A 13,958-nucleotide genomic window follows, 5' to 3' on the forward strand; every position below is an offset into this window, starting at 1 on the left:
TGTACTATAGAGATTCGAGTAACTCTTCAAAATTGAGAATTTTAAAATCTATAAAATCATCATAATAAGGTCTTACAAAATATTGTGATGAACTTGAAAATTTTAACTCTTGAATAAGTTGTACCCCAGTTAAAAAATCTGCACTTCCATCATTTAATAATGCTTTAATAAGAGATATTTGAAGTGACGCCTCATTATATCTACCTGCTTCTAGGTATGCTGCTACCATTAAATACATTGTATATTTATCTTCTAGTTTATACTGTTTTTGTAACGCATCTAATATTTGTAAACTCTCTTCTGGTTTATGTTCATGAAGTTCTCTTAATGCTTTTGTACGTAAATATGATGGAGATTCCGCTGAAGCAATTGTAAAATCAGCTTTATAAAATAACCCAATAGCTTTTAACAAATCAATATAATATCTTGTAACAACTAAAGGAGCATCTACAAAATTGTTATTAATTTTTAAAGGTGTTTCATCTTGTACTCTAGAAAAGTAATTAAAATTATTTTCTCCTTCTCTTCTAAAGGCTAATTTCATTAAATATACCAAAGGATCTTTATAGTGCTCTGTAAATAAAGAATTATTTATATCAAGTTTATTCTCTTGCATATCATATAAAAAATTTATTGCTTTATAAAATATTGTTGCTTTGTAATTAAGTGGATCAAAATCAACTTTATATTTTGGTTCTACAAAAAATTTATATAAAATTTGACCAAAATAGTTATACATTCCCTCTTTTGATTTTATATTTAAAACAACATAATCCATATCTTTTATTTTTACATGAATTTTTTGTGCACTGATTATCATCATAGCTGCATAAAGTTTATTTCCTGGATTAAGTTTATATGCCTTTGTAAAATACTTATAAGCATTATGGAAATCATCAATTTGTGCATAACAAAGAGCTAGATTATAAAATACATATGAATTAGAATTGTCTCTTAACAAGGCTTTCATTTTATCAACTCTTATTATTGGGTCATCTTGAATTATTGCTATAAAATCAGCATTAAACTTGACCATTTGTTCAAGACTCTCAACATTTTGTTTATTTTTAAAAATAAACCCTTTTGAAATATCATACATTATCTCTTCATAATCTGAAAAGATAAATGGTGCAAAGTAAAATAAAAAGTCTATTTGTCTATTAAAATCAAATTTAGTTATTGATTTAAAATACTCATTTGCTGTATATTTATTTTGATTAAAAAATATTTCTAATGGATATTCTAAGTTAACTTTTAAATCATCTTTTATTTTCTTTAACTCTTCTATATGCTCTTTTAGTTTATCAATCTCATTTGCTTTTAAATCTCTAAAGACCATTAGCCATAGAATCAAATCTCTTTTTTCACGATTAAAAGTCTCATTTTTTGCTTTTGACAGATGAGTTTCCGCTTTTACATAATCATTAAGTTTCAAATAGAGCATTGCTTTTTTAAGCTCCATTGGAAACTCCATAGTATTTAATATATCCAACGCTTTTTCATAATCTTTTAATATTATATATGTATCAGCAAGTAATCTTTTTGAATGTTCAGTTAAACTTTTATACTTTTTAGTTACTTCAATTATTGTCTCTAAATAGTCCCTATCTTTTTCAATTTGATAGAGATAAAAACATGCAGAAATATATGAATAAGTATCCGTTACAGAGGCCTCTTTATAATTATAAATATTGTTTAAATATAGAAGTGCATTTTGGGTTTGACCCATTTTATAATAAGCGATTCCAATATTTAAAAAAGATGGTATTTTGAGAATTGATGAAGTCTCTTTAAACAAATCAATTGATTTTTGATACTCTTCTCTCTCTAACATTAAAATAGCTTTGTTAAAATCAACTTGTAGTTTTAAACGATTCTGAGACTCTTTTAATTTATCATATTTAAAAGGTATTTCTGGTTGAGACTCTAATATATCATCTTTTGCATATGAGTTGCTAACTAAAGAAACTATTAAAAAAATAAAAAAATAAACTTTTTTAAAGCTATTAAACCATAGTGTTAACTTGTGCATAAAGCTCATCTGCTCTTTTCTCAATAATCTCTAGTTGATGTTTTAATTCTGCATTTTCTAATCTTAATTTTTGTAAATCATCTCTAGCTACTTTGAGGTTATCTTGATTGTTTTTTAGTGTTCCAGCACTTACTTTAACCTGCTTTTCATATTTTTCAATTATATCTTGAAGTCTTTTATTCTCTTCTTCTATAATACTTTTCTCTTCATTAACTTTTCTATACAATGATTTATATACATTTGTACTAGAAAAAAAGTATAAAAGTAAAACACCAAATAAAACAACTAATAATAAATTTTCCAACTTTTACCTTTATATTTTAAAATTCTGCCAATAAATTATATAGTATTTTCTTCGAAGAAATATCTAACTACATTATCAGAATCCATAGCTTCTTGAACTCTAACTGCAAGTTTTTCATCCATTACAATTATATCTCCTGTTCCTATGATTCTTTTATTTACATATATATCACCACCACTTCCGGCAGCTTTATCTAAAGAGAGCACATCTCCTGGACTTAAATCCAAGAACTCTTTTATTGTTATATTTGCATTACCTAACATAACGTCAACCACAATTTGTGTATCAACTAATAAGTCATAATCTCTTTCAGTTATTTCCATTTTTTCTTCTTTATTAAAGCATTAACCATATCATAAAAAAAAGTTATTTAAAACAATCTAAACCAAATGTCAAAATCTATATAACCATATCCAATGACTCAAGCATACTATTTACTTTTGCTTCAATGTTTCCATCGAAATTACCTAAGTCACTGGCAATTACTACACCACCAGCTGTTACGTTTATATCTTCAACAAGCTGTATATGATTTTCCAAATTTAGGTCATGTCTTAAAATTTCATAATCTTTTGGATTTAGATGAATTATAATTTTTGATGCATTTTTAATTTTTTCTAAAAGATGTGTTATTGTCTGTTTTGCTATTTTTGTTGAATTTTCACCTATTTCAATTGAGATGATTTTTTGAGCAATAGAGACTGAAGTCTTCAACAGTTTTGACTCCATTTGAAAGGTTGCTTGTTCAAAAAAGTTTGCATAATGCTTCAAATCTTTTATTGCTTGAACCACTTGAGCATCAATCTCTTTTCCTGTTTTCCCACCACTTTCAATATTTGCAATTCTTTGATTCATTTGATCAAATTTTTGAGCTAAAAGTTTAACTTCCGTTAAAAAAGGATCAATATTACCATTAATTGCTCTATCATTTAAGTAAGTTTGATTGTTGTTTTGTGTACCATCTGCTGAATTTTGAACAAAAGAGCCTAATTTATAATTCTCTACTTGTTGCTCACCATTAACTATTTTTGCTGTTGAGTAAACGTTATTTTTATCCATTATTGTGCATCCATATCTCTATCAATTGCACCCTCTTCAATCATTTTTTGGGCAACATCAAGCATTTTTCTTTGTGCTGTTTCAATATCTTTAATTTTAACTTTTGTAAGCATTTCAAACTCTTCTTTAAATCTTTCACTAGCTCTTTGTGACATAGCACTTAATACTTTTTGCATATCTTCATCTGTTGCATTTTTCATTGCTGTTGCAACATCTGCTGTATCAACATTTTGTAAGATTTTCATTATATACTCTGAATCAAGTTTTAATAAATCTTCAAATACAAACATATTCTCTTTAATTTTTGTTGCTAATGAAGTATCAACCCCATTAATATTTTTAAGAATATCTTGTGCCCTTGGACCTAATCTATTTAACATATCAGCAACAACTTTAACCCCACCAACAGTAACAATAGAAGATAATAGAGATTCAAGTTTTTTCTCTAAAACTACAGATATCGTTCTAACAACATCAGGGGATACATCTTTTATTGTAGCCATTTGCATTGTAACTTTAACTTTAATATCTTCATCAAGTTGTGTTAAGACCTCTGCTGCTTTATGAGGCTCCATATGAGACAAAATTACTGCAATAGTTTGAGGTGATTCCTCTTTAATAAAGTCTGATAACTGCTTTGGATTAATGGCATCCAAATACGCAAAAGACTGTGAAGCTAGTTTCATTCTAGATAGTTTTGCTAAGACCTCATCAGCTTCAGCTTTACCTAGTGATTTATATAAAATATCCTTTGCATAATCATAACCACCTGAACTAATAAATGATTTTGATCTTGTAAATAGATGAAACTCTTCTAATATTGCCAAAGATGTCTCTTTGTCAATTGCATTAATCATTGTAATCGCTGTTGATATCTCTTCCACAAGGTGTTTAGGCATATGCTGAAATATTTTAACTGTAGCTTCTTCTCCAATTAAAACGCAAAATTTAGCAACCTTCTCGAGCATACTCATGCCCTTTAGAATATCTTTTACTTCTGCCATTTATAAACCTTACTTAAATTTACCGCTACCTTCAGTGAGAAGGAGCTCCAGCATTTTTGCAATACTTTCTGGATTATTATTAATCTCTTTATCTAATGCCTCAATAAGTACCTCATATTTTGCAGCACTCTCTTCATCTAAACCTTCAATATTATTTAGAATCTGGCTTTTTACTTTTGCTTTAAGTCTTCCTTGTGCAGAATTTGCATCAAACTCATCCTCATAATCTGACATAAAGCCATCCATTAGATTTTTATCTATTGGATTACCATCTTTATCAAGTTTTTTACCACCTTTTTCCCCAAGAATCACAATTTCATGGTTGACAATAAATTTTTTATAAAAAACAAAAAGAAGAATTGCAGCTATTAAGTACTGGATATACTCAGAGAACTCTTTTAAAATAGTTCTTATTTTTGATACTTGATCAACTTCATCATCTTGAGATACAATAACATTACCATTTTCATCAAGTCTAGTTCCATTGGCTTGTGTACCATTAGCTACACCAATAAATTTAAAATCTTTAACAGTTATCTTATCTTCTCTTTTTGGGTCATATCCAATGGTATCTTGAACAATTGATTGAATAGAAGCTAAAAATTCATCTCTATTTTGAATACCTTCTAAAACAGTTGAGTCAAAAGTAACAGCAGCAGTCACTCTTTTTATTGTAGAGTAGTTATTGTTCTTTTCATCAATAACTTTTTTAGATATTTCATAATTAGTGATATTTTTTGTTACAACAGAATTTGATTTTGAAGAGTTATTCCCTGTTGCATTTTCTGGAACTTGAATATTACTATCAACTCCTGCAACTCCTCCTGTACTATCTTTAGTTCCACTAGAACTGCTCTCAGATTCATCTGTTTGTTGACTTCTAATTGTCCCTTCTGGGTCATATATCTCTTGTTGGATATGTCTCTTTTTAAACTCTAAATCCAAACTAACTCTTGCAACAACTCTTCCAACACCAACAAAAGGTTCAAGTAGAGCAACTATCTTTCTCTCATAATCCTCTTCAAGCTTCTGTTTATATTTATTCTGTGCCATAGATTTTTGGTTATCTAAATCATCAGAAGACATTTGTAAAAGTGCACCATCTTGGTCTATTAATTGTATATTTTCAACTTTCAAATCTGAAACAGCTGATGCAATAAAATTTTTGATTCCATCAATCTGTTTTTGTGTTAAATAAACACCTGGCTTCATAGAGATAACAGCAGAGGCTGTTGGTTCAGTTCTTCTTTCTGTAAAAATTGTTTCTTTTGGTATTGCTATTTTTACACTTGCTCGTAAAACTCCAGAAAGGGATTCTAATGATCGTGAAAGTTCACCTTCAAGTGCTCTTAAATATTTAACTTTATTTTCAAAGTTAGTGGTACCCAGTGAAGATTTTTCAAATATTTCCCAACCAACATGGTTACTAGTAGCCGCTTCACTTGTAACAAGTTTTATTTTTGCAATATTTATAAAATCTTTTGATGTTTTTAGTGTTAAATTATCTCCACTACCAACAACTGAAAAATCTATTCCTGATGCTTCTAACTCATTTGAAGCTAGCATTACCTGGTTTTTAGTCAAATTTGATGCTATTGTATAATTTAATTTTTTATCTTCTGCTTTTATATTTGAATATAATAATAAACCAATTAACAATATAAAAAGAACAGAAAAACCACCTATAATCACAGCTCTTTGCGCAGAGTTGAGATTATTAATAAACTTTAAAAGTTGATCCATATAACAAATACCCTAAATTAATTTTTTGCTGACGATTCAATAACAGATTTAAACCATGTAGAATCTTTTTTGATTGATGATTGTAATGCATCGAATATAACTTTGTTTTTAGACATTTCACTCATTTGTGAATCTAAATTTACATTATTACCATCATTCTGTTCTTCTAAACCCTTTAATTCAATAAGTTTAGACTTTTCTTGTTGTTTTAAACTATCATTTGATCCTGCAATATGCATTGAACTTGTTGTTGTAAGAGATAAATCATTACTGTTATTAGCTTTTTGTAGTTCATCTTCAAAAACTAAATCTTTTGTTTTATAATTTGGCGTGTTAATATTTGCTATATTACTTGATATAACATTTTGTCTATCATTTCTAAAACTTAATTGGTCAAATAAAAGACCTGTTACTTTACTTGCTTCCATTAGCTGTTATTATTCCCAAGTTTATCTATTAATTTTCCATTCATCTGATCTATTGAACTAACTGCCTTTTGAGACTGCTCAAAACTTCTATGTGCTTCAATGAGTTGAACCATACTTGAAACAGAGTTAACATTAGATTTCTCTATAGCTCCTTGAATCAATTCTCCTTCAATATTTTCTAGAACTTGTACTGCTGCACCATCTTTCTCTTTATAGTTGTTATCTTTATACTTTTCTATATCTGTATAAGAAATTTTTGCAATTGAAATTTGGTTTTGAAAATCATCAGCTACTTCAATTGGACCATTATCATTTCCTAATACAAATTGTCCATTTGAATCAACTAAAAAACCATTCAAATTTTTAAATGCCCCATCTCTTGTATATACAACCTCTCCGCTGCTATCTTGAACTCTAAAAAAAGTATCACTACTATTTAAAGCAAAATCCAAAGCATTACCAGTTGGCATTATTGGACCCATTTCACTATTTATATACTTACTATCCATTTTAGGTATAGTATTTGTTACAGTATTTATTTTTGTTGGAGTAAAACCTTCATTTTGAGCTCTTTGAAGATAATAGTTAAAAGAACCTTCAGTAGTATCCTCTTGTTTAAACCCGTGAGTATTGATATTAGCTAAATTATTTGATACAACATCAATTCTATTGATCTGGTTTACCATTGATGCAGCTAAAGGATAAGTACCTTGATTCATATTAAACTCCTTATTTATTAAACTCTGCTATTAATGCCTCTAAATCATCACCTGCCATTAAATCATCTGTACTAGAATCTCCATGTATATGTCTTGCAACAGCAACTTCTGGTCTTCCTTCTTGATCTTCAAATAGATTATTTAGATAAATTGTTAACTTTCTAATAACAGACATAACTCTTTCAATTTTTTGTCTATTAATATCATGATATTGCATCAATTCCATTGCCTGAAAAATCTCAGTATTTCCACTATTTAACTTTTCATTTGCATCACTTATATGTTCACTCATCTGTTTTGCAAACTCTAAATTTTGTTTAAAAGATTCTATATTAGGAAATTTTTGATTTAAAGAAGAGAGCATATTTATCTGTTTTTCACTAAAGTTACTTAAGGCTTTAATATCTTTTTGAATTGCATTGTTATAATCTAAGATATTACTTAAAACATCAAAAATTTTACTAGCTTTTTCTTCAGAATCAGTTGCAACAGCACTTAATTGACTAACAACTTTAGTGTCCTCTTCAACAGGAAAAGGAAAAACACCACTATTTATTTTATGATCTAAATCATCTTTATGAGATTCCTCTTTATTCTCTTTTGGTTTAACTTCTTCCTCTTCTGTTATACCATCAATTGAAGAGAGAAGTTCATCTATATTATCTGTAGAAATTTGTTCATTTGAAGCAGCAATAGTCTCTTCTATTGTAGGTTCTTTTTCCTCTTCTACAACTTTATTTTCCTCTTCATTAGAACCACTAGCTTCTAACTCTTTAATAATGTCATCTATATTCGTTTCATCATTAGACTCTTCAGAGACTTCAACATTTTCAAGACTATTTAAAATATCATCAACTGATTCATCTTCTTCTGCACTTTTGGCTTCTTCTTTAGATAAATCGCCAGTTTGTGCTATCAATGCATTAATATCATCTTCAGACATATTGTCCTGAGACTCTGCCTTCTCTTCTTCTGGTTCAGAGCTTGCCTCATCATCTTTAAACTCCAAACCATTCATCAAAGACTCAATCTCTTCTTGACTCATACTCATAATCTACACCTTAATTGATATTTTAAACTATTTCAAAACTCCGTCTAGTTTCTCTTTTAACACTTCTGCATTAAATGGTTTAACTATATAGTTATTAACTCCAGCTTTTAATGCAGTAATTACCTCATTTTTCCCACCTTCAGTAGTAATCATGATTATAGGAGTTTTTTGATGTTTCCCTTCACTTCTTACTTTTTTGACTAGTTCTAAACCATTCATATTAGGCATATTCCAGTCTGTTAAAATGATATCATATTGAGACTCTTCCAATAATTTCCATGCTTTTACACCATCTTCGGCTTCATTGAAGTCTTCTTTCGTATAACCTAATTGCATGACAACATTACCAATAATTCTTCTCATTGTAGAACTATCATCAACAATCAATATTTTCATAACATTACCTTTTTTCAAAACTGTATTCAAAATCTTTTTATTATATAAGAAATGTTTTAAATTTACACTTAATATATAATTATTTTTTAATTAGCAATTTATCTAACTTTAAAAAATCTTTAAATATAATTATTTAATGCTACAAAAATAAAAGGATTACCATGATTAGAGGTCTTTACACAGCTGCAACGGGAATGAACGCGATGCAAAATCAAATTGATGTAACTTCAAACAATATTGCAAACGTAAATACTATAGGATTTAAGCAAGACAGAGCAGAGTTTCAAGACTTAATGTATGAAAGCTTAAACTATACTTCGGGCTTGACCTCAGAAACTACCATGAATCCGACAGGTATTGATGTTGGACTTGGAGTAAAAACATCAGGAGTTCAAAAAAACTTTAAAGAAGGTGACCTTCAAACAACCAATAATACCCTTGACTTAGCAATTCAAGGAAATGGATTTTTTCAAATAACAATGCCAAATGGTGATATTGCATATACTAGAGGTGGAGCATTTAAATTAGATAATGAAGGTAATTTAGTAAATGGAAGTGGATATTTACTAGAACCTCAAATAACTATACCTGAAAATCTAATTAAAGTTAGTATTGCTAATGATGGAACAGTTAGTGCCGAGGACCCTCAAACTGGTGAGATAACAGAATTAGGACAAATTACACTTGTTGATTTTATTAATCCTGCAGGTTTAACTCCCCTTGGTAATTCACTTTATCTTTCAAGTGATGCGTCAGGTGACCCAATTGAAGGGGTTGCTACAGAAGAGCAATTTGGTTCAATCTCTCAAGGTATGATTGAGCTTTCTAACGTAAAACTTGTAAATGAAATGGTTGATTTAATTACTGCACAAAGAGCTTATGAAGCAAACTCTAAATCAATTTCAACAGCTGATGATATGTTAGCTATTGTTAACCAATTAAAAAACTAAGTAATTTATATTAAACATGTCTGTAGATTTTGAAAAGTTAAAAAAACTTAGAGATACAAATTTTGCAAAACATAAAAAGAAAAAAAGAGAGTATTACTTAAAAAGTAAAGAAAAAAATAGTAATACCAAATATAAAAATTATAAAGAGATTGACTACTCACAAGAACTTAATAATGAAAATTTTGCAGCAAATATTAAACTTATTGCAAAAAAGCAAAAAGCCCATGTAGATGATAGAAAAGAACAAATTCTTCTTAAAATTGAAGAGTATAAAGAAAAAAAACAGAACTACTATAAAACAAATAGAAATAAAAGACTTGAATATGACAAAAATTATAGAGAAAAAAGAAAAGAGGAATTAAAAGAGTATAGAAAAGAGTATTATAGAAAGAATAAAGAAAAAATCTTAGAGAAACAAAAAGAAAAAAGAAGAGAGAAGTATAACAATGAAAAATAAGAGTGATGAAGAGATAATAGATGAAATCGTAGGCTCAGGAGATTCTGAATCTAAAGAACCTACTAATGAAGCGGACGCATTAGCAAAACTTTCAATTAGAGATGATAAAAGAAAAAATCAAAATGATGAATCTGATGATGAGTTAGAACCAGTTCTTAACGAAAACTCAAAAAGCAAAAGTGCTAATAAAGAAAATGTTATTGAAAATGAAGATAAAGATGGCTCTTTAAATAATAGTATTGATGAAGAAGATTTCCCAATTCAAAAAAAACAACCAAAAATATTTAAAGTTTTAATTGCAATTGCCGCTTTATTGTCTGTTGTTTTATTAATTGGAATCATACTATATTTTTCTGGTTTTTTTGACCCAAAACCTGTTGTAGAAACAAAAGTTGTTAAAGAGATTAAAAAAGTTGAACCTGAAGTTGTATTTAATGAAAATGATATAAACAAAAAAGAGCTTAACAAAAAACTCAATATGCTTACAAAAAAAGAGATTATGAGCCAAGAAGAGCTAGAAGCAGAAGAGAAAAAAATAGAGGAAGAGAAAAAAAGAAAAGAGGAGGAGATGCAAAAAGAGATTGAAGAGAAGAAAAAAGAAGAAGAACTAAAACTTGCTAACCAACTCACAAAAATACAAGAAGAGAAAAAAGCTCTTGAGGAACAACAACTTGCTATAAAACAGCAACAAGAAGAGTTTTTGAAACTACAAGAAGAGGCAAAAAAAGAGCTAGAAGAGAAAAAAAATCAGATTTTAAATGGAACTTCTAGTGAAAATAAACCTGCAGTTAATGCACCTGCAAAAGAAGATACTAATAGCGAAAATCCAACTACAGATGTAGCACAAACGCCACAAGAAGATAATGCTAATACTGATGAAAATAGTGCACAAACACAAGAGCAACAACTTGTATCACAAGAACAAATGCCAAAAGAAGAAGCAACAAAAATTGTAACAAAAAGCTTCCTCTCTTTTATTAATGTAGCTACTATAAAAGGTGAACTATTTAAGACATATCTTGATGATATTGAAAAATATAATAAAAACATCTCGCTATGTAGAGATACAAAAAACAATATAGAAATCTATTTTGGGCCATTTGATTCACAAAATGAGAGAGAAAAAGTATTTTCTAATTTAATGGAAAATGGTTACAAAGATGCTTATTTGGTAGATTTTACTGCTGAAGAGTACAATAAAAGATGTAAATATTAGAAGACTTACGAGTTTTCTAATATTGCATAACAATCTTTAGTCTCAATTATCTTTTTATCAATATCAACACTTAATATATAAGTATCTCTTTTGTATGGTATTAAAAAAGTTTTAGGAAGTTTTAACTCATCTACAAGTTTTGTTTCAGTTACAACTTCAAGATAGTCATCAAGTGGATATCTATGGATATCTTTTACATATCCTAGAACTTTTTCATCCTCAATAATTTTACAATCAATTATATCAAACCAAAAGTACTCATTTTTTTCCAAATTACAATTGTTTTTGCTATCCTCTTGTGATACATAAAGTTCTTGATTTGTAAGCTTTTTAGAGGTCTCTAAATCATCATAATTTTCAAATTTGATTAGCTCTCTTGAGGGGATATACTCTTCGACTTTTAAAGTCAATTTTTTATTTGTGCTAAAGATAGCACCTTTTTTGAATTGTTCAGGAAAATCAGAGTCAATAAAAAGTCTTAAGTGACCTTTTAGACCAACTGCTTTCCCTAATTTTCCAACATATACTCTGTTTTTCATTAACGAAAGTTAGTTTGCTAAAACCTGTATTTTGTAAGAAACACCATCTTTTGCTTTGCAACCATTTGCCATAGTTTTTAAAGCATTAATCATGTTACCATTTTTACCAATTAGTTTCCCAATATCAGAACTATCAGCTTTAATGGTTATCTCTGTAAATGTTTCATCAATTATATTAGTTGTTATTGAAACATCTTCAGGCTTACTAACTATAAGTTTTGCATAACTCTCTATAAAATTTGTAATCATGTTATTATTTTATACTATAATTACTTAGATGCTAATTTTTTAACTTTTTCAGATGGTTTTGCACCAACGCTTAACCAATAGTTATATCTCTCTTCATCAATTTTTAATACTTTTGGCTCAGTAACTGGGTTAAAGTATCCAATTGATTCAATCCATCCTGAATCTCTTCTCTTTCTTGAGTCTGTTACAACGATTCTGTAAAATGGTTTTTTGTTTCTTCCCATTCTTGTTAATCTAATTACTGTCATATTCTTTTCCTTTTTTTATGTTTCTTTTTTATATTTAGTATTGAATTCTAAACTCTAATAAGTTTACAACTCAATACTAAAAAACAAGGCCTATCTTGGTAGATTAAATCCGCCAGGGCCACCCGGAGCTTGCATTTGCTTCATCATACTTTGAAGCCCTTTCATTCCACCCTTTGACGAGAGTTTTTTTGCCATTTTTGAAGCATTTTTAAACTGTTTTAATATTTTGTTTATTTGAACTTCACTAAGTCCTGAACCTATTGCAATTCTTCTTTTTCTAGAAGGATTCATTAGATTTGGGTCTTCTCTCTCTTTTGGTGTCATTGAACCAATTAAAGCTTTGATTCTTTTTATATCATCAGAGTTTTCAAAGTCCATATCTTTTATAGGTCCTGCCATTTGTGAAAGACCTGGGATCATTCCAATAATAGATTTCATTGAACCTAGTTTACTCATCATTGATAGTTGATCTAAAAAGTCATTAAAATTAAACTCACCTTTTTTAATCTTTTTAGTAACCTCTTTTGCTTTTTTCTCATCAATAACAGCAGCAGTTTTTTCAGCAAGACCTTCAATGTCCCCTGCTCCCATAAGTCTAGATACAATTCTATCTGGAATAAAAACTTCCAAATCTGGCATTTTTTCACCAATACCAATAAATCTTAAAGGAACACCTACTTGATGAGCAATAGAGATTGCAACTCCACCTTTTGTATCACCATCATATTTTGATAAAATAACTCCATCTATTCCTATTTGCTCTTTAAATGAAGTTGCAGTTTTCGTAGCATCATGACCAGTTAATGAATCAGCCACATAAAAAATCTCATTTGGATTAACTGCTTTTTTAACATCACTTAATTGTGCCATTAACTCTTCATCAATTGCTAAACGTCCAGCTGTATCTATTAAAAGAACATCATAAAGTTCTTTTTTTGCTTTCTCTTTTGCTCCAAGAGCAATTTTTATAGGATCTTTTTCATTATCATCAAAATAGATATCTACTTCTATTTGAGCAGCTATTTGTTTTAACTGTTCAACTGCTGCTAATCTTTGTAAATCGGCAGCGGCAACTAATACTTTTTTCTTTCTTAGTTTTAAATAGTTTGCTAATTTACCAGTTGTTGTTGTTTTTCCTGAACCTTGAAGTCCAGTCATTAATATTACAGTAGGAGGAGTACTTGAAAATACAAAACCTTGATTACCATTTGTAGTTAAGATATTTGTTAATTCACCTCTAAGAGCTTTTAAAAATGAGTCTTGTCCAATACCATTTCTTTTTGTTTCTAATTCAATTGCAGCTACTAAATCTTTTGTTGTTTTATGGTGAACATCTGCTTTAAGTAGTGATTTTTTTAATTCAGATAATGCTCTACTTAAAGAGGCAACATCATCCTTGTGTCTAATCTTATTTACTGCATTTATTATTGAACCGGTTATTGAATCAAACAAAACTAACTCCAACTTATTTTTTGTGGATTTTATCTATACTATCCTTTAAATAAGTTTAAATACGTAGTTGTTTAAGGTTAATTTAATTATTTCAATTTTAAGAGTGCCTAG

General features: G+C 28.8%; 17 protein-coding genes. 3 read left to right on the forward strand and 14 right to left on the reverse strand.

Features of this window, described 5'->3' with window-relative positions; all coding sequences use genetic code 11:
* Positions 1-4: 4 nt before the first annotated feature.
* The 10 genes from AEBR_RS12175 to AEBR_RS12220 form a co-directional block, all read right to left on the reverse strand.
* Positions 5-2,032, reverse strand: a complete 2,028-nt coding sequence (locus AEBR_RS12175) for a tetratricopeptide repeat protein (RefSeq protein WP_129086804.1) — start codon at positions 2,030-2,032, stop codon at positions 5-7.
* Positions 2,007-2,336 (reverse strand): hypothetical protein, encoded by a 330-nt coding sequence (locus AEBR_RS12180; protein WP_129086805.1) that lies wholly within the window; start codon positions 2,334-2,336, stop codon positions 2,007-2,009. Before AEBR_RS12180 ends, AEBR_RS12175 begins: the two co-directional genes overlap by 26 nt.
* A gap of 35 nt (positions 2,337-2,371) precedes the next feature.
* On the reverse strand, positions 2,372-2,659 hold the full coding sequence (locus AEBR_RS12185) for a FliM/FliN family flagellar motor switch protein (RefSeq protein WP_128978719.1): 288 nt from the start codon (positions 2,657-2,659) through the stop codon (positions 2,372-2,374).
* Positions 2,660-2,735: 76 nt separating this feature from the next.
* On the reverse strand, positions 2,736-3,395 hold the full coding sequence (locus AEBR_RS12190) for a FliH/SctL family protein (RefSeq protein WP_129086806.1): 660 nt from the start codon (positions 3,393-3,395) through the stop codon (positions 2,736-2,738).
* Entirely contained in the window at positions 3,395-4,399 is a 1,005-nt protein-coding gene (gene fliG / locus AEBR_RS12195) for a flagellar motor switch protein FliG (RefSeq protein ID WP_129086807.1), read from the reverse strand. The genes AEBR_RS12190 and fliG overlap by 1 nt, the downstream gene beginning before the upstream one ends.
* A 9-nt stretch (positions 4,400-4,408) precedes the next feature.
* Complete coding sequence (gene fliF / locus AEBR_RS12200) at positions 4,409-6,142, reverse strand: flagellar basal-body MS-ring/collar protein FliF (protein WP_129086808.1); 1,734 nt, start codon at positions 6,140-6,142, stop codon at positions 4,409-4,411.
* A gap of 17 nt (positions 6,143-6,159) precedes the next feature.
* Positions 6,160-6,570 (reverse strand): flagellar basal body rod protein FlgB, encoded by a 411-nt coding sequence (flgB, locus tag AEBR_RS12205; RefSeq protein WP_129086809.1) that lies wholly within the window; start codon positions 6,568-6,570, stop codon positions 6,160-6,162.
* Positions 6,570-7,289, reverse strand: coding sequence for a flagellar hook-basal body protein (locus tag AEBR_RS12210; protein ID WP_128978709.1), 720 nt, complete (start codon positions 7,287-7,289; stop codon positions 6,570-6,572). Before AEBR_RS12210 ends, flgB begins: the two co-directional genes overlap by 1 nt.
* A gap of 10 nt (positions 7,290-7,299) precedes the next feature.
* The gene (locus tag AEBR_RS12215; RefSeq protein ID WP_129086810.1) at positions 7,300-8,340 is read right to left on the reverse strand and encodes a hypothetical protein; all 1,041 of its coding nucleotides are present in this window, start codon (positions 8,338-8,340) and stop codon (positions 7,300-7,302) included.
* A 27-nt stretch (positions 8,341-8,367) separates the two neighbouring features.
* Positions 8,368-8,736, reverse strand: a complete 369-nt coding sequence (locus AEBR_RS12220) for a response regulator (protein ID WP_128978705.1) — start codon at positions 8,734-8,736, stop codon at positions 8,368-8,370.
* A gap of 161 nt (positions 8,737-8,897) precedes the next feature.
* Between AEBR_RS12220 and flgG the strand changes: the two genes are divergently transcribed.
* Genes flgG through AEBR_RS12235 form a run of 3 tightly spaced genes read left to right on the forward strand, consistent with a single transcriptional unit; the run spans position 8,898 to position 11,359 of the window.
* Positions 8,898-9,686 carry a flagellar basal-body rod protein FlgG gene (gene flgG, locus AEBR_RS12225; RefSeq protein WP_129086811.1) on the forward strand — a complete coding sequence of 263 codons (789 nt, stop codon included), beginning with the start codon at positions 8,898-8,900 and terminating at the stop codon, positions 9,684-9,686.
* Between the two features lie 16 nt (positions 9,687-9,702).
* Positions 9,703-10,143, forward strand: a complete 441-nt coding sequence (locus AEBR_RS12230) for a hypothetical protein (RefSeq protein WP_129086812.1) — start codon at positions 9,703-9,705, stop codon at positions 10,141-10,143.
* Positions 10,133-11,359 carry a hypothetical protein gene (locus AEBR_RS12235; protein WP_129086813.1) on the forward strand — a complete coding sequence of 409 codons (1,227 nt, stop codon included), beginning with the start codon at positions 10,133-10,135 and terminating at the stop codon, positions 11,357-11,359. The genes AEBR_RS12230 and AEBR_RS12235 overlap by 11 nt, the downstream gene beginning before the upstream one ends.
* A gap of 5 nt (positions 11,360-11,364) precedes the next feature.
* On the opposite strand, the gene rimM is transcribed toward AEBR_RS12235, so the two are convergent.
* From rimM to ffh, 4 genes are all read right to left on the reverse strand, one after another.
* On the reverse strand, positions 11,365-11,898 hold the full coding sequence (gene rimM, locus AEBR_RS12240) for a ribosome maturation factor RimM (protein WP_129086814.1): 534 nt from the start codon (positions 11,896-11,898) through the stop codon (positions 11,365-11,367).
* Positions 11,899-11,907: 9 nt separating this feature from the next.
* Positions 11,908-12,147: a KH domain-containing protein gene (locus AEBR_RS12245; RefSeq protein ID WP_128978695.1), complete on the reverse strand. Its 240-nt coding sequence runs from the start codon at positions 12,145-12,147 to the stop codon at positions 11,908-11,910.
* A gap of 20 nt (positions 12,148-12,167) precedes the next feature.
* Positions 12,168-12,395 (reverse strand): 30S ribosomal protein S16, encoded by a 228-nt coding sequence (rpsP, locus tag AEBR_RS12250; RefSeq protein WP_129086815.1) that lies wholly within the window; start codon positions 12,393-12,395, stop codon positions 12,168-12,170.
* Positions 12,396-12,485: 90 nt separating this feature from the next.
* Positions 12,486-13,847: a signal recognition particle protein gene (gene ffh, locus AEBR_RS12255; protein WP_129086816.1), complete on the reverse strand. Its 1,362-nt coding sequence runs from the start codon at positions 13,845-13,847 to the stop codon at positions 12,486-12,488.
* Between the last annotated feature and the right edge of the window lie 111 nt (positions 13,848-13,958).

The sequence above is a fragment of the Halarcobacter ebronensis genome (assembly GCF_013201825.1).
GTDB lineage: Bacteria > Campylobacterota > Campylobacteria > Campylobacterales > Arcobacteraceae > Halarcobacter > Halarcobacter ebronensis.